At 64.4% G+C, this 21287-nt stretch carries 19 protein-coding genes; 2 read left to right on the top strand and 17 right to left on the bottom strand.

All coding sequences use genetic code 11. The features are described 5' to 3' along the window. Positions 1-149: 149 nt before the first annotated feature. The 16 genes from HFGMBDPB_RS25755 to rpsB all read right to left on the bottom strand — a co-directional run bounded on the left by HFGMBDPB_RS25755 (position 150) and on the right by rpsB (position 15447). Positions 150-941 carry a TrmH family RNA methyltransferase gene (locus HFGMBDPB_RS25755; protein ID WP_046238473.1) on the bottom strand — a complete coding sequence of 264 codons (792 nt, stop codon included), beginning with the start codon at positions 939-941 and terminating at the stop codon, positions 150-152. Positions 942-1005: 64 nt separating this feature from the next. After that, positions 1006-1713, bottom strand: a complete 708-nt coding sequence (rnhB, locus tag HFGMBDPB_RS25750; RefSeq protein WP_016447477.1) for a ribonuclease HII — start codon at positions 1711-1713, stop codon at positions 1006-1008. Beyond that, the gene (gene lpxB, locus HFGMBDPB_RS25745; protein ID WP_016447478.1) at positions 1676-2866 is read right to left on the bottom strand and encodes a lipid-A-disaccharide synthase; all 1191 of its coding nucleotides are present in this window, start codon (positions 2864-2866) and stop codon (positions 1676-1678) included. Before lpxB ends, rnhB begins: the two co-directional genes overlap by 38 nt. 21 nt (positions 2867-2887) lie before the next feature. Continuing rightward, a complete protein-coding gene (gene lpxA, locus HFGMBDPB_RS25740) occupies positions 2888-3685 on the bottom strand; it encodes an acyl-ACP--UDP-N-acetylglucosamine O-acyltransferase (RefSeq protein WP_016447479.1) in 798 nt (265 codons plus the stop codon). A 7-nt stretch (positions 3686-3692) separates the two neighbouring features. After that, complete coding sequence (fabZ, locus tag HFGMBDPB_RS25735) at positions 3693-4133, bottom strand: 3-hydroxyacyl-ACP dehydratase FabZ (RefSeq protein ID WP_012206736.1); 441 nt, start codon at positions 4131-4133, stop codon at positions 3693-3695. Then, positions 4130-5137 (bottom strand): UDP-3-O-(3-hydroxymyristoyl)glucosamine N-acyltransferase, encoded by a 1008-nt coding sequence (gene lpxD / locus HFGMBDPB_RS25730; protein WP_016451336.1) that lies wholly within the window; start codon positions 5135-5137, stop codon positions 4130-4132. The genes fabZ and lpxD overlap by 4 nt, the downstream gene beginning before the upstream one ends. 24 nt (positions 5138-5161) lie before the next feature. Beyond that, on the bottom strand, positions 5162-5671 hold the full coding sequence (locus tag HFGMBDPB_RS25725) for an OmpH/Skp family outer membrane protein (protein WP_016447481.1): 510 nt from the start codon (positions 5669-5671) through the stop codon (positions 5162-5164). Continuing rightward, positions 5671-7968 (bottom strand): outer membrane protein assembly factor BamA, encoded by a 2298-nt coding sequence (bamA, locus tag HFGMBDPB_RS25720; RefSeq protein ID WP_016447482.1) that lies wholly within the window; start codon positions 7966-7968, stop codon positions 5671-5673. Before bamA ends, HFGMBDPB_RS25725 begins: the two co-directional genes overlap by 1 nt. Before the next feature lie 45 nt (positions 7969-8013). Further along, on the bottom strand, positions 8014-9384 hold the full coding sequence (gene rseP, locus HFGMBDPB_RS25715) for an RIP metalloprotease RseP (RefSeq protein WP_047470468.1): 1371 nt from the start codon (positions 9382-9384) through the stop codon (positions 8014-8016). An 82-nt stretch (positions 9385-9466) separates the two neighbouring features. Then, a complete protein-coding gene (gene ispC, locus HFGMBDPB_RS25710) occupies positions 9467-10645 on the bottom strand; it encodes a 1-deoxy-D-xylulose-5-phosphate reductoisomerase (protein WP_212646540.1) in 1179 nt (392 codons plus the stop codon). Then, positions 10642-11496: a phosphatidate cytidylyltransferase gene (locus HFGMBDPB_RS25705; protein ID WP_034365565.1), complete on the bottom strand. Its 855-nt coding sequence runs from the start codon at positions 11494-11496 to the stop codon at positions 10642-10644. Before HFGMBDPB_RS25705 ends, ispC begins: the two co-directional genes overlap by 4 nt. A 13-nt stretch (positions 11497-11509) precedes the next feature. Continuing rightward, positions 11510-12256 (bottom strand): polyprenyl diphosphate synthase, encoded by a 747-nt coding sequence (gene uppS / locus HFGMBDPB_RS25700; protein ID WP_016447486.1) that lies wholly within the window; start codon positions 12254-12256, stop codon positions 11510-11512. A gap of 35 nt (positions 12257-12291) precedes the next feature. Further along, entirely contained in the window at positions 12292-12852 is a 561-nt protein-coding gene (gene frr, locus HFGMBDPB_RS25695) for a ribosome recycling factor (protein WP_016447487.1), read from the bottom strand. A 43-nt stretch (positions 12853-12895) separates the two neighbouring features. Continuing rightward, positions 12896-13618 carry a UMP kinase gene (gene pyrH, locus HFGMBDPB_RS25690; protein WP_016447488.1) on the bottom strand — a complete coding sequence of 241 codons (723 nt, stop codon included), beginning with the start codon at positions 13616-13618 and terminating at the stop codon, positions 12896-12898. Between the two features lie 65 nt (positions 13619-13683). Further along, positions 13684-14580 (bottom strand): translation elongation factor Ts, encoded by an 897-nt coding sequence (tsf, locus tag HFGMBDPB_RS25685; RefSeq protein ID WP_016447489.1) that lies wholly within the window; start codon positions 14578-14580, stop codon positions 13684-13686. Between the two features lie 114 nt (positions 14581-14694). Further along, entirely contained in the window at positions 14695-15447 is a 753-nt protein-coding gene (gene rpsB, locus HFGMBDPB_RS25680; protein WP_016447490.1) for a 30S ribosomal protein S2, read from the bottom strand. Positions 15448-15814: 367 nt separating this feature from the next. Here rpsB and HFGMBDPB_RS25675 point away from each other — a divergent pair, with 367 nt between their 5' ends. Both HFGMBDPB_RS25675 and HFGMBDPB_RS25670 read left to right on the top strand, forming a co-directional pair. Beyond that, a complete protein-coding gene (locus tag HFGMBDPB_RS25675) occupies positions 15815-17086 on the top strand; it encodes an FAD-dependent oxidoreductase (protein WP_212646539.1) in 1272 nt (423 codons plus the stop codon). 45 nt (positions 17087-17131) lie between these two features. Beyond that, a complete protein-coding gene (locus tag HFGMBDPB_RS25670; RefSeq protein WP_212646538.1) occupies positions 17132-18712 on the top strand; it encodes an NAD(P)H-hydrate dehydratase in 1581 nt (526 codons plus the stop codon). A gap of 6 nt (positions 18713-18718) precedes the next feature. On the opposite strand, the gene rnr is transcribed toward HFGMBDPB_RS25670, so the two are convergent. Further along, entirely contained in the window at positions 18719-21286 is a 2568-nt protein-coding gene (gene rnr / locus HFGMBDPB_RS25665; protein WP_016451334.1) for a ribonuclease R, read from the bottom strand. Position 21287 lies beyond the last annotated feature (1 nt).

Genomic DNA, 21287 nt, shown 5'->3' with positions numbered 1-21287 from the left:
TACGCCCAGCGTGCCGCACGGACGGGTCCGTGCGGTTTACAGCTTGTCTGCAGGGGGTGGCGAGGAAGCGTCGCTAGGCGTATTGTGGAATGCTTGAAAGCCGCCCATTATAGGCTGGTCGCGCTTCAGCCTCCTGACAGGAGGCGGGATTACCCTTGACGTGAGCCGGCACTCACGCTGCTTGCGTGCAGGCATATCGCCGCTGCCGCAGCCACGTTCAGAGACTCTTCACCACCCGGCTGGCCGATGCGCACATGCTGCGCCGCCTGCTGCATCAGCGCCTCGCCAACGCCCTGCCCTTCATGGCCCATGGCCCAGGCGCACGGCCAGGGCAGAGCGGCGCTCTGGATCAGTTCACCTTGATGGGAACTGGTCACGATCAGGGGCAAGCCAAGCGCACTCAGATCCTCGGGTGACGCCGACTCCACCAGGTGCAGCCCGAAATGCGCGCCCATTCCGGCGCGCAGCACCTTCTGGCTCCACAGCGCAGCCGTGCCCTTCAAGGCCACGATCTGGCCGAAGCCGAAAGCGGCCGCACTGCGAAGAATGGAGCCCACGTTGCCTGCGTCCTGCACACGGTCGAGCACCACGGTGGCCACGCCGGCACGCACGGCCGCCGACGCCTGCCAGTCCATCAGAAAGCCGATGCGCGCCGGAGACTCCAGTCCGCTGACCTCGGCAAACACGGCATCGGACAGCACCACGCACTTGCCTGCGCCCTGCACCCACTCCAGCGGCACCTGAGGCCAGAAGGACTCGGCCACCACGGCCACGGCGGGCTGCATGCCGCGCGCCAGGGCAGCACGGCACAGATGGTCCCCCTCCAGCCAGACACGTCCTTGTTTGCGGTAGGCCCCGCTGTCCTGGGCAAGCCTTCGCAAATCCTTGACCAGGGCGTTGTCACGGGACTGGATCGATGTAGCGGCAGGTTGTCGGCTCATGGCAAGGCTTCCGGGCAAAGAGAACAGCGAAGAACAGCGCCACGGGCGCAGAAAGCGAAGGCGCTCAGGCCGACAGCAGCAAGGCCTGCGCGCCCTGCGCCGCAGCGGCCACGCGGGCGGCTGCCAGCGGCTCGGCCCTGCGGGCAATGCTCACGACATGGGCCACGGGCGCGAAGGTTCGTCGGTGCTCCTGGCAGGCGCCATGCAGGCGCAGCGCGGCAAGATGGGCCGCCGTGCCATAGCCCTTGTGGCCGTCGAAGCCGTATTCCGGGTATTGCTCATGCAGGCGCTGGCACCACCGATCCCGCGTGACCTTGGCAAGAATGGAGGCCGCCGAGATGGACTGCACCAGGGCGTCGCCCTTGACGATGGCCTCGGCCTGCACATCCAGCACGGGCAACTGGTTGCCATCCACCAGAACCAGTACCGGCTTCAATCGCAGGCCCAGCACCGCGCGGCGCATGGCCAGCAGCGTGGCCTGCAGGATGTTCAGGCGATCGATCTCTTCGACCGAGGCCTCGGCAATGCTGCAGCACAGCGCCTTGGCACGGATCTCGTCATAGAGTGCCTCGCGGCGCGCAGCCGTGAGCTTCTTGGAATCGTTCAGGCCCTCGATGGGATGGAGATCGTCAAGAATGACAGCGGCGGCCACCACGGGGCCGGCCAACGGGCCGCGGCCCGCTTCGTCCACGCCCGCAACCAACCCCGGCGGATGCCAGGGCAGGCACGCCTGTTCAGGCGGCAGTGGGGGCAATGATTTTCTCGATCGCATGGGCGGCCAGTTCGGCAGTATCGCGCCGCAATTCATGGTGCAGCGCTGTGAAGCGCTGTACCAGCGCTTCGACGGTTGAAGGGGAATGCTCGCAGGCCTGCAGCCATTGCAGCACGGCCGCGCTCAGCGCCTGGGGCGTTGCCGCATCCTGGATCAGCTCGGGCACGACGAAATCGCCGCACAGGATGTTGGGCAGGCCCACCCAGGGCTGCAGCTGCTTGCCACGCATCAGACGCCAGCTCCACGGGTGCATGTTGTAGCCGATCACCATGGGCCGCTTGTACAAGGCGGCTTCCAGCGTGGCCGTGCCGCTGGCTATCAGCGTCACGTCACAGGCTGCCAATGCGTCATGGGACTGGCCGCGCACGATGTGCAGCGACGAAGCCATGCCGGCTTGCGCGGCAATGCGCTGCAGCTCGTCGAATTGCGAAGGCACAGCAGGCACTACTATTTTAATAGCTGGCAGCGCCTTCCGAACCAAAGCTGCCGCCTGAAAGAAGCGGGCAGCCAGGTAACGTATTTCAGAGCGCCGACTGCCGGGCAGCACGGCCAGCACCAGACCATCTTCGGGCAGCCCTAACCGGCGGCGCGCAGCTGCGCGGTCGGGCTGCAGCGGAATCACGCTGGCCAGGGGATGGCCCACGTAGGTCGCGTCTATGCCATGGCGGGCCAGCAACTCGGGCTCAAAGGGGAAGATGCACAGGACATGATCGGCCGCGCGGCGGATCTTGTCGACGCGATCGGCACGCCAGGCCCAGATCGAAGGACAGACGAAATGCACGGTCTTGATGCCCGCAGCACGCAGATCGGTTTCCAGCCCCAGGTTGAAGTCCGGCGCGTCGATGCCGACAAAGACGGCCGGCCGCTGCTGGAGCAGTCGCTGACGCAGCTGGCGTCGGATATTCAGAATCTCGGCCAGCCGGCGAAACACTTCCCAGCTGTATCCATGCACGGCCAAGCGCTCGCTGGACCACCAGGCTTCAAAGCCGCGCTGCTGCATCTGCAGCCCGCCGATGCCAAAGGCCGAGGCCTCTGGCCAGCGGGACTGCAGCCCCCCCAGGAGCAAGGACGCCAGCAGGTCGCCAGAGGTTTCTCCGGCGACCATGGCAATCGATGGACTCAGGCGCGCCGATGGCGCCGCGTTCTCTGTCATGCCGTCCTTTCGCGCGCCAGATCAGCGCGCAATGCCCCGGGTCGAAGCCGCCAGGAAATCCAGCATCAGCGATACATCGGCCGCGGCCTCGGGCAGTTCACCCTCCAGCGAAGCAATGGCTTCTCGCGCAGCTTCAAGGGTCAGTCCCTGGCGGTACAGCAGACGATGCATCTGCTTGACGGCCTGAATGCGCTGCGACCCGAAGCCGCGACGGCGCAAGCCTTCGATATTGAAGCCGCGCACGGCCAGCGGATTGCCATCCACCATCATGAAGGGCGGTACATCCTGCGAGATATGGCTGGCAAAGCCGGCCATGGCATGGGCACCCACCTTGGTGAACTGGTGCACACCCGTCAGGCCGCCCAGGATGACATGGTCGCCCACGTGCACGTGGCCGGCCAGGGTAGCGTTGTTGGCCAGGATGGTGTGGCTGCCGACAACGCAGTCATGAGCCACATGCACATAGGCCATGATCCAGTTGTCGTCGCCGATGGCCGTGACGCCCTGGTCCTGCACGGTACCGGTGTTGAAGGTGCAGAACTCCCGCACCGTGTTGCGGTCACCGATAACCAGCCGGGTAGGCTCGCCTGCGTACTTCTTGTCCTGGGGCTGCGCGCCCAGGGACGCGAACTGGAAAATCCGGTTGTCGCAGCCAATGCGGGTATGGCCTTCAACAACGCAATGCGCGCCGATGGTGGTGCCGGCGCCGATTTCCACATGCGGTCCGATGACGGCATAGGCGCCGACCGACACCGACGAATCCAGCTGCGCAGCGGAATCTATCAGTGCCGTGGGATGGATGCGTTCAATGCCAGCCATGCGCCCGTCAGCCCACGTTGCGCATGGTGCACATCAGCTCGGCTTCGCAGGCCACTTCGTCCTCGACGCGGGCCACGCCCTTGAACTTCCAGATGCCGCCGCGCACACGGTCGATGGTGATCTCCAGCACCAGCTGGTCGCCCGGCTCCACGGGACGCTTGAAGCGCGCCCCGTCGATGCCCACGAAGTAGTAGATGTTGTTCTCATCCGGAACCTGGCCCATCGCATCGAAGGCCAGAAGGCCGGCCGCCTGCGCCAGCGCCTCCAGGATGAGCACGCCAGGCATGACAGGGCGGCCCGGGAAATGGCCCATGAAATAGGGCTCGTTGAACGTGACGTTCTTGATCGCCTTGATGCGTGTATTGCGCTCAAGCTCCGTGACCTTGTCCACCAGCAGGAAGGGGTAGCGGTGGGGCAGTTGCTTGAGAATTGCGTGAATATCCATCATTGCGTTCCGTTATGGCCTTGATCCGCCGATTGCTGCAGTTGCCGCTCCAGGGCCTTGATGCGATCGCGCATGGAGTGCAGCTGCTTCAGCGTCGCAGCATTTTTTTCCCATTTGGCGTTTTCATCCACGGGAAACATGCCCGTGTAAACACCTGATTGTGTCAGCGAACGGGTCACTACCGTCGCTGCCGAAATATGCACCCGGTCAGCCAGCTGCAGATGGCCCAGCACGATGGCCCCGCCTCCCACGGTGCAATGCGCGCCAATGCGCGCGCTGCCGGCCACCCCCACGCAGCCGGCCATGGCCGTATGCCTGCCGACGTGCACGTTGTGACCGATCTGGATCAGGTTGTCGAGCTTGACCCCATCCTCGATCACCGTGTCGTCCAGCGCACCCCGGTCTATGCAGGTATTGGCGCCGATTTCCACATCGTCGCCGATCCGCACGCCGCCGAGCTGCTCGATCTTCACCCATGCGCCGTTCTCGGGCGCGAACCCAAAGCCGTCCGCCCCCAGCACCACGCCGGAATGCAGCAGACAGCGCGCGCCCACATGGCAGTTCTCGCCAATGGTGACGCGCGACTTGAGCACGGTGTGGGCACCGATCGTGGCACCCTCCTCGACCACGCACAGCGGGCCAATGGTGGCCGATGCATCAACGATGGCGCTCTCGTGCACCACGGCGCTCGGATGGATACCGGCCGGCGCCACGGGCCTGCAGTTTCGCTTCCACCACTGCGTGGCCCTGGCGAAATACGCATACGGATCAGGGACCACGATGCAGGCACCCCGCTGCTGCGCCAGCTCACGCATGGCGGGCGCCACAATAACGCAGGCCGCCTCGGAGGCGGCCAGTTGCTGGCGGTAGCGGGGGTTGCTCAGAAAACTGAGATCCCCGGCCCCGGCAGAGTCCAGCGGTGCGATGCGGGAGATGGACATCTCCCTTTCGCCACCGACCAACTCGCCACCGAGTGCATCGAGGATCTGGCCCAACAATACGCTCACGGCATGCAGCCCTGGACAGCTGGCTTACTTGCCGCCGCCGTTCAGCGCCTTGATCACCTTGTCAGTGATGTCGTACTTGGGGTTGATGTAGACGGCTTCCTGAAGGATGACGTCGTACTTCTCGGATTCGGCCACTTGCTTGACCACCTTGTTGGCGCGTTCCAGCACCTGGGCCAGTTCTTCGTTCTTGCGGGAGTTCAGGTCTTCCTGGAACTCACGGCGCTTGCGCTGGAACTCGCGGTCCTGATCCACCAGCTGGCGCTGGCGCGAGACGCGCTGGCTTTCGGCCATGGTGGGAGCTTCACGCTCGAACTTCTCCGAAGCGCTCTTGAGCGAGTTGCCCTGGTCAATCAGCTCCTTCTCACGCTTGGAGAATTCCTGCTCCAGCTTGGACTGCGCAGCCTTGGCAGTCGATGCTTCACGGAAGATGCGATCCGTATTCACAAAGCCGGCCTTGAACTCCTGGGCGTGCGCGGAAACGGCCATGGCGCCAAGCAGCACAGCCAGGGAAAAATGGCTAGATAGAGATTTCATTAGAAAGAGGTTCCGATTTGGAATTGCAGTCGCTGGATTTTATCCCCGGTCTGCTTGCGGATGGGTTGAGCAAAGGCCAGGCGCAGGGGACCCAGCGGGGAAATCCAGCTGATGCCCAGGCCCGTGGATGCCCGCAGCTCCCCGAGATCGAAGTTCTCGTTGGCTCCGTAGACATTGCCCACATCGAGGAATGTAAAAAGACGCAAAGTCCTGTCATTGCCGGCACCAGGGAACGGAACCATGAACTCGGCGTTCAATGTCACCTTCTTGGAGCCGCCAAGCGCCAGGTTTTCCTTGGTGTCGCGCGGACCCAGCGAGCCCTGCTCGAAGCCACGCACCGAGCCCAGGCCACCCGAGAAGAAGTTCTTGAACAGCGGGAACGGACGGCCATTGAGGCCCTTGCCGTAGCCCAGTTCACCGTTCAGTGCCAGCGTGTACTTCTTGCTCAGCGGGATGTACTGCTGGATCTGGTAGTTGGCTCGCACATACCGGGCCTCGCCACCCACCGACCATTCGGTGTTCAGGCGCTGGTAGAGACCGGAGTTGGGCGCCAGCGCGCTGTCGCGGCTGTCGCGCGACCAGCCCAGGGTCAGCGGTATGCCCGTGTTGGAGTAGCCGTACTTGTCGGCATAGTCCTTGTACGCCTGGGGCAGGTAGGTGCCGGGCTTGATTTCGGAGCGTTCAACGCCGCCGCCGAAGTAAACGGTGTCGATCTCGCTGAAGGGAACGCCAAAGCGGACGCTGCCGCCCGAGGTGACGATCTTGTAGGCCGCATCGTCGTAGTAGGGACGGTCAGTGCGGTAGTACAGGTCGTAGGTGCGCGAGATGCCGGTGTCCGTGAAGTACGGGTCCGTGGTCGACAGCACCATGGTGCGGCGATACTTGCTGGTGTTCACGTCCACGCCCAGGTAGTTGCCTGAACCGAACACGTTTTCCTGCTTGATGCCGAAGGACAGCGAAACCTTTTCAGCGCTGGAAAAACCAGCGCCCAGCTGCAGCGAGCCGGTGGGCTTTTCAGCCACCGAGATGACCAGATCCACCTGATCAGGCGAACCCGGCACTTCCTGGGTTTCGACGTTGACTTCGGTGAAGAAGCCCAGACGGTCCACCCGGTCGCGCGACAGGCGAATCTTGTCGCCGTCGTACCAGGAAGCCTCGTACTGGCGGAATTCGCGGCGGATCACTTCGTCGCGCGTGCGGTTGTTGCCGCTGAGATTGATGCGTCGCACATAGGCGCGGCGAGAAGGCTCGGCGTGTAGCACCAGGGCCACCCGGTTGGTCGCACGGTCGATGTCCGGCACGGCCTCGACGCGCGCGAAGGCAAAGCCGAAGTTGCCGAAGTGCTCGGTGAAGGCCTTGGTCGTTGCCGTGACCTGATCGGCGTTGTAGGGCTCGCCGGGCTTGATCTTGACCAGGGACTTGAATTCGTCGTCGCGGTCCAGGTAGTTGCCTTCCAGCTTGACGCCGGAGACCACGAAACGCTCGCCTTCATGGATGTTCAGGGTCAGCGAGATGGTCTGCTTGTCGGGCGAGATCGCCACCTGGGTGGAGTCCACGCGGAATTCCAGGTAGCCACGCTGCAGGTAGTAGGAGCGCAGCGTTTCCAGGTCGGCGTTGAGCTTGTTGCGCGCATAGCGGTCCGACTTGGTGTACCAGCTCATCCAGTTGCCGGTGTCCTGGTCAAAAAGGTCCTTGAGCGTGGATTCGCTGAAGGCCTTGTTACCGACGATATGGATCTCGTTGATACGGGCGGGATCACCTTCGGTCACCGTGAAGGTCAGGTTGACGCGGTTGCGCTCGATGGGCGTGACCGTCGTGACGACTTCGGCGCCATACAGGCTGCGGTTGATGTACTGGCGCTTGAGCTCCTGCTCCGCGCGGTCGGCAAGTGCCTTGTCGAACGGACGCCCCTCGGCCAGGCCCACATCGCGCATGGCCTTTTGCAGGGTTTCCTTGTCGAATTCCTTGGTGCCGGCGAAGTTCACTTCGGCGATGGTCGGGCGTTCTTCGACCACGACAACGAGCACGTTGCCGTTGGCTTCCAGGCGGATGTCCTTGAACAGGCCCAATGCGAACAGCGAGCGGATGGCGGCTGCACCCTTGTCGTCGTCATACTGGTCACCGACGCGCAGGGGGATGGAAGCGAAGACCGTGCCCGGCTCCACGCGCTGAAGACCTTCGATGCGGATGTCCTGTACGCGGAAGGGCTCCAGTGCCCAGGCTGCATTGGCAGCCAAAACCATGGCAGCCAGGGTCGATGCAGCGCGCACGCCCAGGCGATTGATACGTTTAGTCATGAATGGATTTGCCGCCGCTGCGGCTTGCCGAAAACGGCTGAAAAGTTAGCCCCAAAGCCGGTTGATATCGTTGAAAAAGGCGACGGACATCATCATCATCAAAACCGCCACGCCTGCACGCTGCAAGCGTCCGGCCCAGACTTCCGACACGCTTCGGCCAGTCACGCCCTCCCAAAGATAATACATCAGGTGCCCACCATCGAGCACCGGCAGGGGGAGCAAGTTGAGAACCCCCAGGCTGATGCTGATCAGCGCCAGGAACGAGAGATATTGGACCAGGCCCATGCTGGCCGAACGCCCCGCGTAGTCGGCAATGGTCAGGGGCCCGCTGATGTTCTTGAGCGAGGCCTCGCCGATCACCATGCGGCCCATCATGCGCAGTGTCAGCGACGACAGCTCCCAGGTGCGCTGCACGCCGGCCCACAGGCCCTCCAGCGGACCGCGCTGCACCAGCGCCATTTCCGGGGCGCTGCCGATATAGGCGCCGATGCGGGCGATGCTTTCCTTGCCGTCTTCCGATCGGCCCAGGTCGGGCAGCACCGGGATCTGCAACTGCCGCCCCTCGCGCTCCACCAGCCAGATCTGCTGCTGGACCTGGCCCGATGCGCCCATCTTGCGGATGAGATTGCGCAGCTGCGTGCCATCGTCCACCGAGGTGCCACCCACGCGCAAAACCAGATCGCCCGGGCGCAGGCCCGCCTTCTCGGCGGCACCACCGGCAATCACCTTGTCCAGCACAGGCTGCGTCCAAGGACCAAGCAAGCCCAGGCGCTCGAAGAAGGCGGCATCGGGCTCGCCCTGAACCTGCCCAGCCAGCGCGAGCCGCAGTTCGGACGGGGCGGTGCGGCGAGCCTGGAGCACCTCCATGCGCACGGACTCGTCATCGAGCGCTGCACGGGTCAGCGTCCAGCGCAGATCATTGATGGAGCGGACCTCTTCCCATTCCTGGTCACCCAAAGCCATGCGCAGCACACGATCGCCGCCTTGAACACCCGCCATCTGCAGCACCGTGCCTGCTGGCGGTGTTGCCAGCCGTGCAACAGGCTCCTGCATGCCGACCCAATTGACGATGGCCAGCAGCGCAATGGCCAGCACGAGATTGGCCACAGGACCTGCGGCCACGATGGCTGCACGCGCACGCAGCGGCTGGGTGTTGAATGCCAGATGGCGCTGGTCGGCAGGCACCTCGCCCTCACGCTCATCGAGCATGCGCACATAGCCGCCAAGGGGCAGTGCACCGATGACAAATTCCGTGTCCGAACCCTTGCGCTTCCATCGCAGGATGGGGCGGCCGAATCCGACGGAAAAGCGAAGCACCTTCACGCCGCAAGCCACGGCGACGCGGTAGTGGCCCCACTCATGCACGGCAATCAGCAAGCCCAGTGCGACCACGAATGCGACAACGGTCAGCAACAATTGATACTCCTTTGAATCCAATGCGCCTCTGGATTCCGCCGCAGGCCCATCAAGAAAACCCTCCTGACCTGCGAAGCCGGCATCACAGCTGCCACTGCCGCGCCACGGTCTGCGCGATTTCGCGCGCCTGCGCGTCCAGGGCCAGCAGGTCTTCCAGGCTGCCCAGTGTAGGCGGCAGCACGGTCTCGAGCGTGCGCAAATTCACAGCGTGGATACGGTCAAATGCCAGGCGCCGCTCCAGGAAGGCGGCAACGGCGACTTCGTTGGAAGCGTTGAGAACCGCCGTGGTTCCCTCGCTGGCGTGCAGCGCCTGCCAGGAAAGGTGCAGGCCCGGAAAGCGCACGGCATCCGCCTCCTCGAAGGTCAGGGCCGACAGCTTGGCGAAATCCAGGGGTGCCGCACCGCTGGCGATGCGGCGGGGCCAGGCCAGGCCGCAGGCGATGGGCACGCGCATGTCGGGCGTACCCAGTTGCGCGAGCACCGAAGCATCCTTGAACTGCACCATGGAGTGCACGATCTGCTGCGGATGGATGACGACCTTGATCTTGTCAGGCGCCATGTCGAACAGCCAGCGGGCCTCGATCACCTCCAGCGCCTTGTTCATCATGGTGGCCGAGTCCACGGAGATCTTGCGCCCCATGGAGAAATTCGGGTGCGCGCAGGCCTGCTCCGGCGTGATCCCGGACAGGGTGGACGGATCGCGCAGGCGAAAAGGCCCGCCCGAGGCTGTGAGCAGCAGACTGTCCACGCGATCGGGCCAACTGGTGCGGTCTTCGGGCAGGCACTGGAAGATGGCCGAGTGCTCACTGTCAATGGGCAGCAGCGTTGCGCCGTGGCGCTTGACGGTGTCCATGAACAGTGCACCGCCAACCACCAGCGCCTCCTTGTTGGCCAGCAGCAGGCGCTTGCCGGCGCGTGCGGCGGCCAGGCAAGGCGCCAGGCCCGCCGCACCGACGATGGCCGCCATGACGGCATCGGCTTCAGGATGCGAGGCGATCTGCTCCAGCGCGTCAGGCGACTGCAGCACTTCGGTGGCCAATCCATTGCTGCGCAACTGCTCAGCCAGCAGCCTTGCATGCGGCGCGCTGGCCATGACGGCGTAGCGGGGCTTGAATTCGGCACACTGGCGCAGCATCAGGTCCACCTGCGTGGCCGCGCTGAGCGCAAAGACTTCGTAGTGATCGCGGTGGCGCGCCACCACATCCAGCGTATTGGTACCGATGGAGCCTGTGGAGCCCAGGACGGTGATTTTCTGCTTCATGAATGCGCGAAAGAGGAAAGCATCAGGGCCAGCGGCAGGGTCGGCAGCAGGGCATCGACGCGGTCGAGGACGCCGCCATGACCGGGTAGCAGGCCACTGCTGTCCTTGACGCCGACGCTGCGCTTGACCAGGGATTCGACCAGGTCGCCGACCACGCTCATCGCGGCCATGAAAACAACCGCCAGCAGCAGGAACCAGGCCCCGCGCGCCAGCAGCAATGAATAGAAACTGGGCACGGCCACCGCGTAGTGGCGGTCGGCCCAGACCCAGACCAAGGCCAGCACCAGAACGCCTGCCATGCCGCCCCATACGCCTTCCCAGCTCTTGCCGGGGCTGATCGTGGGAGCCAGCTTGGATTTGGTGAATTTCAGGCCCAGGGTCCGTCCTGCGAAATACGCGAACACATCGGCCACCCAGACCAGCACCAGCACCGACAGCAGGAAGTTGATGCCCATCATGCGCGCCTGCACCACGGCGACCCAGGCCAGCCACAAGGCAAGCACTCCACCGACCAGGCGCACAGGCGCTGCAATGCGAGGCCAGCCAGCCACGCCGGCACGCAGCAGCGCCCCGCCACCCAGCACCCAGGCAGCACCGGCAACAATCCAGAGCGCTGACAGCGGACGCTCCAGCCAGCCGGCAGCCCAGGCGCCCAGGCACATCGCCGTGCAGATGGCGCCTATGCCGATGGCGCCCGCGGTGCCAAAGCCGTTGAGACGCCCCCATTCCCAGGCACCTGCCGCCATGAGCACGAGCACGACCACGGCGAACGGAATGCCCGTGGGGTAGAACAGCGCAGGCAACAGGATGGCCAGCAGGATCAGGGCGGTGATGACTCGCTGCTTGAGCATGGCTCCCCCTTGTTCAGGACGTCTGCGGATGGGACGACGTCGGTTGTGATTGTTGTACTTGCGCGGAAGTCTGGCCGAAGCGCCGCTCGCGTGAAGCGAAAGCCGCGATGGCCTCGTCCAGGCAGGCCTCATCGAAATCAGGCCACAAGCTGTCACTGAAGAAAAGCTCGGAATACGCAGCCTGCCACAGCAGGAAGTTGCTGATGCGCATTTCCCCGCCGGTACGGATCAGCAGATCCGGGTCGGGCACATGGGCCAGCGCGAGCGCGCGGTCCAGGCTCTGTGGGGTGATGGGCTCGCCCTTCTCTGCCAGCCGGGCAGCTGCCTGTGCAATGTCCCAGCGTCCGCCGTAGTTGAAGCAGACGTTGAGAACCAGGCGATTGTTGTGCGCAGTGACGGTCTCGGCCTGCGCAAGGCCCGCGCACACTTTATCGCCCAGGCCACTGCGGTCACCGATGAAATGCAGGCGCACGCCGTCGCGGCTCAGTTGCTGCACTTCCTTGGCAAGCGCATTGGCCAGCAGGCCCATGAGACCGGAAACCTCCTCTTCGGGACGGTTCCAGTTCTCGGAAGAGAAAGCGAAGACGGTCAGGACCTGCACGCCGCGCTGGACGCAGGCGCGGGCGCAGCGGCGCAGTGATTCCACGCCCTGCTTGTGGCCGGCCAGTCGCGGCAGAAAGCGGCGATTGGCCCAGCGTCCATTGCCGTCCATGATGACGGCAATATGGCGCGGCACCGCGCCGGAGTCTTGTTTGGTCAAAGGTACGGACCCTGAGGCAAATGAGGCAAGAAGCCTCAGACCGCCATGATGTCTTGTTCCTTGGCCGCCACCAGCGTATCGATCTCGGCGATGTGCTTGTCGGTCATCTTCTGGACATCGGCTTCGCAACGCTTTTGATCGTCTTCCGAGGCTTCCTTGTCCTTGACCAGCTTCTTGACGGCTTCGTTGGCATCGCGGCGCAGGTTGCGCACGGCGACCTTGGAAGCTTCGCCTTCATTGCGCGCCAGCTTGGTCATTTCCTTGCGGCGCTCCTCGCTCATGGGAGGCATGGGCACGCGGATCAGGTCGCCCAGCGAGGCGGGGTTCAGGCCCAGATCGCTTTCGCGGATGGCCTTCTCCACCTTGGCCGACATGCTCTTTTCCCAGGGCTGGACGCTGATGGTGCGCGCGTCAAGCAGGGTGACGTTGGCCACCTGGGACAGCGGCACCATGGAGCCGTAGTACTCCACATGGATGGAGTCCAGCAGCGATGGATTGGCACGACCGGTGCGCACGCGCGCAAGATTGTTCTTGAGCGCTTCGATGGACTGGCCCATCTTGGACTCGGTGGTCTTCTTGATGTCTGCAATCGTCATGTTCTTGTTCCTTGAAGAGCTGTGTAACGCGGTATCAAAACGCTCAAGCGTACACCAGCGTGCCCTCGTCCTCGCCCATGACCACGCGCTTGAGCGCGCCGGGCTTGACGATGGAGAACACCCGGATCGGCAGCTTCTGATCGCGGCACAGCGCAAAGGCGGTGGCGTCCATGATGCCCAGGTTGCGCGAGATGGCCTCGTCGAAAGCCAGCTTGTGGTAGCGGGTCGCGTCGGGGTTCTTCATCGGGTCGTCGGTGTAGACACCGTCGACCTTGGTGGCCTTGAGCACCACCTCGGCGCCGATTTCAGCGCCACGCAGCGCGGCGGCCGTGTCGGTCGTGAAGAACGGGTTGCCGGTGCCGGCAGCGAACACCACCACCTTGCCCTCCTCGAGGTACTGCAGGGCCTTGGGGCGCACATAGGGCTCCACGACCTGCTCGATGGCAATGGCCGACATCACGCGGGCTGTCAGCCCCTGCTTGTCCATGGCATCAGCCAGGGCCAGGGCATTCATGACCGTGGCCAGCATGCCCATGTAGTCGGCGGTGGCACGGTCCATGCCGACCGAGCCGCCAGCCACGCCGCGAAAGATGTTCCCCCCACCGATCACCACCGCCACCTGGACACCAACCTTGGTGACCTCGGCAATTTCGGAAACCATGCGCTCGATGGTCGCACGGTTGATGCCGAACGAGTCATCCCCCATGAGTGCCTCACCGGACAGCTTGAGCAGGATGCGCTTGTGGGCCGGTGTGGCGTGGGTCATGGTGTTTCTCCGAAGTGGTGGATGATGATGGATGGTGAAGGGAACGGTTCGGTCGCCCGGAAGGATCAGGCGCCGGCCTTGGCGGCAGCCACCTGGGCAGCCACTTCGGCAGCGAAGTCGTCGACCTTCTTTTCAATGCCTTCGCCGACCACGTACAGGGTGAAGCCCTTGACGTTGGTGTTGGCGGCCTTGAGCATCTGGGCCACGGTCTGCTTGCCGTCGGCAGCCTTCACGAAGACCTGGTCGGCCAGCGAGACTTCCTTCAGGTACTTCTGCACCGAGCCTTCGACCATCTTGGCGACGATGTCGGCAGGCTTGCCGGACTCGGCAGCCTTGGCGGCAGCAACGGTACGCTCCTTCTCGATCAGCTCGGCGGGCACGTCGGCGCTGGTCACGGACACGGGCTTCATGGCGGCCACGTGCATGGCGACATCCTTGGCAGCCGTGGCATCGCCGTCGAACTCGACGACCACGCCGATGCGCGAGCCGTGCAGGTAGGAAGCCAGGCTGGAGCCTTCGAAGCGCTTGAAGCGGCGGAAGGACATGTTTTCGCCGATCTTGCCGATCAGGCCCTTGCGCACGTCTTCCAGCGTGGGACCGAAGCCGTCCTGCTCATAGGCCAGTGCGCTCAGCGCGGCCACGTCGGCGGGGTTTTGCTCGGCGACCAGCTTGGCGGCGGCGTTGGCCATCGCGATGAAGCTGTCGTTCTTGGACACGAAGTCGGTTTCGCTGTTGACTTCGATCATGGCACCCTGGTTGCCATTGATGAAGGCGGCGATCACGCCTTCGGCGGTCACGCGCGAGGCAGCCTTGCCAGCCTTGGTGCCGAGCTTGACGCGCAGCAGCTCTTCCGCCTTGACCAGGTCGCCTTCGGCTTCGGTCAGAGCCTTCTTGCACTCCATCATGGGCGCGTCAGTCTTTGCGCGCAGTTCAGCCACCATGCTTGCGGTAATTGCAGCCATCGTATTTCTCCAATGTCAGTTCGATTCGTTACAGGATTTCGGCTTAAAAAAACGGGGCTACCCTGAGCCCCGCTTTTTATTCGGCGACGAGGTCGCTCAGCCGGACAAGCTCAATCAGGCAGCGGATTCTTCCACTTCCACGAACTCGTCACCGCTCTCGCCGGATGCGGCCTTGACCACGTCGGTCAGTGCAGCAGCACGGCCTTCCAGGATCGCGTCGGCGATGCCTTGGGCGTACAGTTGCACGGCCTTGGCAGAGTCGTCGTTACCGGGGATGACATAGTCGATGCCTTCGGGATTGTGGTTGGAGTCAACCACGCCGACCAGGGGGATGCCCAGCTTCTTGGCTTCGGCCACGGCAATCTTGTGGAAGCCCACGTCGATCACGAAGATGGCGTCGGGCAGGCTGTTCATGTCCTGAATGCCGCCGATGTCCTTTTCCAGCTTTTCCAGTTCGCGAACGAACATCAGCTGTTCCTTCTTGCTCATGGCTTCCAGACCGGCTTCCTGCTGGGCCTTCATTTCCTTCAGACGCTTGATGGACGTCTTGACGGTCTTGAAGTTGGTCAGCATGCCGCCCAGCCAGCGCTGGTCAACGAAAGGAACGCCAGCGCGCTGGGCTTCGGCAGCCACCAGCTCGCGGGCCTGGCGCTTGGTGCCGACCATCAGGATGGTGCCGCCGTTGGAAGCCAGCTGCTTCACGAACTTCTGGGCGTCCTGGAACATCGGCAGCGACTTTTCCAGGTTGATGATGTGGATCTTGTTGCGGTGGCCGAAGATGAAGGGGGCCATCTTGGGGTTCCAGAAACGGGTCTGGTGACCGAAGTGGACGCCTGCTTCCAGCATATCGCGCATAGTGACGGACATATGAATACCTCAAAGGTTAGGTCTAAAATCCAGCCCGACAATTGCCCCCTGGATACAGGAAGCAACACCTTGAAGGGACTGGTTTGCGATTGACTTTGCAACGGGGGTTGCAAGCATGGGCAGGCATTCATGACGAACACCTCGCACCCCAAAGCCATCACCTGATCTCCGGCAATTCCGAAGAAAATCAGGGTGAACCCCTAGCAAAGCCGCAAGATTCTAGCATACGCCATCCCAAGACTGAGGCTTCGCACCCAACGCGCGCTCACACCCCGCATAGCCACGGCTGCCGCATCCGCCACACACTCCTGTAGTGATAGCTACATCCGCTTGATAATTCAGGCACTTCAGCAGATTCCACCCCAAAATGAACATCGCGATTGTGGGCGCCGGCAGCATTGGCGTTGCGACAGCCCACGCACTGGCCCAGGTCGGGCACGAGGTCACCGTCTACGAGCGCCATGGCACGGTGGCCGAGGAAGCCAGCTTCGGACATGCCGGCTGGCTGGGCCCCAGTCTGCTCCAACCGTGGAGCGTCCCCGGCCTCTCCACCATAGAACGCTCACCCACGCTTCCCGGCCGGCAGGCTTTGCCACGCCCCGGCTCCGGAAACCTCGCAGCCCAGCTGCGCTGGCTATGGCAATGGCGCCAGGCTGGGCGGCGCCTGCGCAAAGCCGGCGAACCCACAGCCACGATGGCGGCACTGGAGACACTCACCCAGCGCAGCCAGCAGTTCCAGCAATCGCTGTGGCGGCAGTGGGAGCTGGACCCGGAATATGTCTCCGGCAGCCTGGTGCTGCTGGGCAGCGAGGCCGACCATGAGCAACTGAAACCTGCACTTGCAGCGCTGGCCGAGGCCGGCACGCGCTGCGAGGCACTGGATGCCGCCCAGACCCGCCTGCGTGAGCCCGCGCTGGGCGAGGAGACCGCACTCGCAGGCTCCTTGTATTTCCCGCAGGCTGGCGCCGCCAACGGCCGCCTGGCCACGCTGATGCAAAGGCAGGCCGCACAGTCCACAGGAGCACGATTCGAGACGCAACGCCTTGTGCAGCGACTGCAGCCCGGCGGCGCTGGGCGCACCGCTCGCCTGCAGCTGCAAGGCGAAGACACGCCCCGGTCGCACGATGCCATCGTCGTCTGCGCTGGCGCCGAGGCCGCAAACCTGCTCGCGCCGCTGAGCCTGCGCCTGCCCATGATCGCCCTGCGCGGCTATGGCATCAGTGCTCCGCTGCGCGAACAAGGCTACGCGCCCCGCCACGCCATCGTCGACTGGAGCGAGCAGATGACCCTGGTGCGCCTTGGCCAGCGCATGCGGGTCGTGGCCGGCGCTGAACTGGGCAGCCACGGCCCCATGCACGAGGCCACGCTGCAGCGCATGTACCACCGACTCAACATGGTCTTTCCCGGCAGCGCCGTGCTGACCTCGGGCGTTCAGATCTGGCATGGCACACGCATGTGCACAGCCGATGGACTGCCGTTGCTGGGCGCCAGCGGTTTGCCCGGCATCTGGCTCAACCTGGGCCATGGCAGCTGTGGTGCTGCCATTGCCCAAGGCTGCGCCAGCATGCTGAGCGACCTGATGGACAACCGCACCAGTTTCCTGGACAGCGCATTGCTGGATCCGCGCCGCTTCGGCTGACCGCTGCGGACACCCCGCCCTGCGGCTGGCGGCTATGCTCAGGCTATGCTGCGCATTCCCACATCCACCGCATTGCCACTGTTCGATACAGTGGCCACACGCACCCTGGAACAGCAGGCCGCGGCCCGACTGCCCGAACACTGCCTCATGCAGCGCGCAGGCATGGGGCTGGCACGCCTGGCACGCGCCATCGCCCCTCACGCCCGCCGCATCTGGATCGCCTGCGGCCCTGGGAACAACGGCGGAGACGGCTTGCAGGCAGCCGCCTGGCTTCAACAGCACCTGAACACGATGCCGGCACGATCCTGCAATTGCCGCATCCTGGTCAGCTGCGTGCGCGAACGCGACCGCATGCCCGCCGACGCGCGTGCCGCATGGGATGCGGCCCACAAGGCCGGCGTGCAATGGATCGCCCACATGCCCCCTGACATGGGGCCTCAGGATCTGTGCATTGATGCCTTGCTCGGCATCGGCCTGCGCCGACCCGACACGGCAAGCCCACCCACCCGAAAAGATGACCGATTGCTGCCGCTGCTGCGCAGCCTGCAGTCCGGCATCAGCCCCGTCCTTTGCGTGGACATCGCATCCGGCCTGGATGCCGACACCGGGCAATACCTGCCTGGATTCGAGCCCATGAACCTCCCGGTCAGCGCACGGCATACGCTGGCTCTGCTGACACTGCAACCCGGCCTGTTCACAGGAAGCGGCCGCGACGCCTGCGGCCAGATATGGTGGGACGATCTGGACACAGGACTGGCAAGCAGCGCGCCACCCTTCGCCATCTCACCGTGCGCACAACTTTTCTCCCCGGAAGCCCGCGCCCCGCGTCCGCATGCCAGCCATAAGGGGAGCTTTGGCGACGTGGCCATTCTGGGCGGAGAGGGGCTGGAACACCGCGGCCTGTCCATGACCGGCGCCGCCTGGCTGGCCGCACTGGCAGCCTTGCACGGCGGGGCGGGACGCGTGATGCTGGCACTGCTCGATGCCTCGCACGGGTCAGACCAGGCCATCTCCCCCTGGCCCGAAATCATGTTGCGCAGCCCCGAAGCACAAGACTGGCGCGGCGCCACCGTCGTGTGCGGATGTGGCGGCGGCATGGCGGTGCGCGCCTGGCTGCCCCAAATTCTGGATCAGGCGCCCAGGCTGGTACTGGACGCAGACGCACTGAACGCGGTTGCCGAAGATGAGTCGCTGGCCCTGCTTCTGAAAGAACGCAGCCGACGCAGCCAGCACACGGTGCTGACACCGCACCCGCTGGAGGCCGCCCGCCTGCTGAACATGAGCACTGCCCAGGTCCAGGCCCAGCGACTTTCAGCAGCCAGGCAACTGGCGCTGCAATTCAACTGCACTGCGTTGCTGAAGGGCTCGGGCACCGTGATCGCCGGACCGCAGGGCGACGGCAATGCATCGCCGCCCTGCTGGATCAACCCCACAGGCAACGCCCGGCTGTCCACCGGAGGAACCGGAGATGTTCTCGCCGGGCTGATTGCCGCGCTATGGGCGCAAGGGCTGGACCCCGCGCAGGCCGCAACACTGGCGGCTTGGCGCCACGGCCATGCAGCAGACCAATGGCCCGCGCAAATGCCGTTCAGCGCCAGCGCGCTGGCCCAGCGGCTGGGCCAATAGACGCCCTCAGGGCTTGCGACGGGGCTTGGATGTCTTGCCTGCCACCTTGGACTTGACGGCCCCCAAGGCCTTCTTACCCAAGGCGCGCAGCGCCTGCACCGGCGATGGCGGCGGCAACTGCGGCAGACCGTGGTCAGCATCGACGGCGACAGACTGGCGCGCTTCAGCCGCCCTGCCCCTGCGGGAAGCGCGTGCCGCAGGTGCGGACGAACCCGGCACCACGGCCGGCTCACTCACGTCGCTTTGACGCACTGGCGCGGCCGGGCGGGACTGGGCACTCGCATATTCAGCCTCCAGCGCGGCCAGGTTCACGCCCTTGACCATGGCCTTCTTGGACGCCTTGCGCCCCTGCTTGCCGGAAGACACCGCGCCGTCGGATTCAGACCGGGCTCCGCCGACACCGCCGGAGTTACGCTGCGCACGCTTTTCCTTGGCGTCGCGGCGCCCCCATTTTTCGCCCTGATGGGCTTCCGTGCGCGCCGGCACCCTGCCGGAACGACCCGAAGCCGGCTGCTCTTCGCCGTCGCGCACCAGGCGGAAATCGATGCGCCGGCCATCCAGGTCCACACGGCTGACCTGAACGCGCAGCCGCGTACCTATGCCGTAGCGAATGCCCGAGCGCTCGCCCCGCAGTTCCTGGCGCGCCTCATCAAAGCGGAAGTAGTCCCCTCCCAGCTCGGTGATGTGGACCAGACCCTCCACATACATGGCATCGAGCGTGACGAAGATGCCGAAGGTGGTGACCGCAGAGACCACGCCTGCGAACTCCTCCCCCAGATGCTCACGCATGTACTTGCACTTGAGCCAGGCCTCGACATCTCGGCTGGCCTCATCGGCGCGGCGCTCGTTCGCGCTGCAGTGCAGGCCTGCAGCCTCCCAGGCCTGGACCTCGGCGGCAGGCGCGCGCTTGCGCGGCTTCTGGCCGGGTGCACTGACACGCGAGGCCAGACGCTTGGCCAACTTGGCTTCGGCCTCTCCAGGCGTGGGCAGCTCGGGCAGGCGATAGTGCGTGCCTTCAAGCTCGGCCTTGATCACGCGGTGCACGAGCAAGTCGGGATAGCGGCGAATCGGACTGGTGAAGTGCGTATAGGCATCGAAGGCCAGCCCGAAGTGGCCCGAATTTTCAGGCGTGTAGAAGGCCTGCATCATCGAGCGCAGCAGCATGGTGTGGATCTGCTGGGCATCAGGCCGATCCTTGGTGGCATTGGCAATGGCCTGGAATTCGGACGTGGCCGGATTCTCGCCAAGCGCCATACCCACTCCCATGGCCTTGAGGTAGTTGCGCAGGATGTCCTGCTTCTCCAGCGAGGGCTTGTCGTGCACGCGGAACAGGCCAACGCGGCCGCTGTGCTCGATGAAGTCCGCGCTGCAGACGTTGGCGGCCAGCATGGCCTCCTCGATCAGCTTGTGCGCCTCGTTGCGCGTGCGCGGCACGATCTTCTCGATGCGGCCGTTCTCGTCACAGACGATCTGCGTCTCCGTGGTCTCGAAGTCCACGGCGCCGCGTGCTTCGCGCGACTTGAGCAGCGCCTGGTACACCCCATGCAGATTCAGCAAGTCGCCCACGCGATCGGAGCGCTTGGCAGCCTCCGGGCCACGCGTATTGGCCAGGATGGCAGCCACCTCGTTATAGGTGAAGCGCGCATGGCTGTGCATCACCGCGGGGTAGAACTGATAGGCATGGATATCGCCCTTTGCAGTGATCAGCATGTCGCAGACCATGCACAGGCGATCCACATCGGGATTGAGCGAGCACAGGCCATTGCTGAGCTTCTCGGGCAGCATGGGGATCACGCGGCGCGGGAAATAGACGCTGGTGGCACGGTCATAGGCATCGATATCGATGGCACTGCCCGTGGTCACGTAGTGACTCACATCGGCAATCGCCACCAGCAGGCGCCAGCCCTTGCCGCGCCCGACCTTGGCAGGCTCGCAGTAGACGGCGTCGTCGAAGTCGCGCGCATCCTCGCCATCGATGGTGACCAGGGGCACATCGGTCAGATCGATGCGATTCTTGCGATCGGCAGGCCGCACCCTGTCCGGCAGGGCCTTGGCCTGTGCCAGGCAGGCATCGGAAAACACATGGGGCACGCCGTACTTGCGCACCGCAATCTCGATCTCCATGCCGGGATCGTCGACCTCACCGAGCACTTCAATGATGCGCCCCACGGGCTGGCCGAACAGTGCAGGCGCCTCGGTCAACTCCACCACGACCACCTGCCCGATCTTGGCCGAACCCGTCGCGTTGGCAGGGATCAGGATGTCCTGGCCATAGCGCTTGTCTTCGGGAGCGACCAGATACACGCCGCTTTCCTGCAAGAAGCGGCCAATGATGTTGTGCGCAGGCCGCTCGATGATCTCGACCACGCGGCCTTCAGGCCTGCCGCGGCGGTCCTGCCGCACGATGCGAACCTTGACACGGTCCTTGTGCAGCACCGCACGCATTTCATTGGGAGGAAGGAAGATGTCGCCTTCGCCGTCATCACGGATGACGAAGCCATGTCCGTCGCGGTGCCCCTGCACACTGCCCCCGATTTCGTCGTTCGCGTCGGCACTTTTTGCGTGAGGGTTCATT

It is taken from the genome of Delftia sp. PE138, from assembly GCF_018320755.1.
GTDB lineage: Bacteria > Pseudomonadota > Gammaproteobacteria > Burkholderiales > Burkholderiaceae_C > Comamonas > Comamonas tsuruhatensis.
Note: the sequence above shows the minus strand (reverse complement) of the source record. Positions and strands in the feature narration are given on the sequence as shown.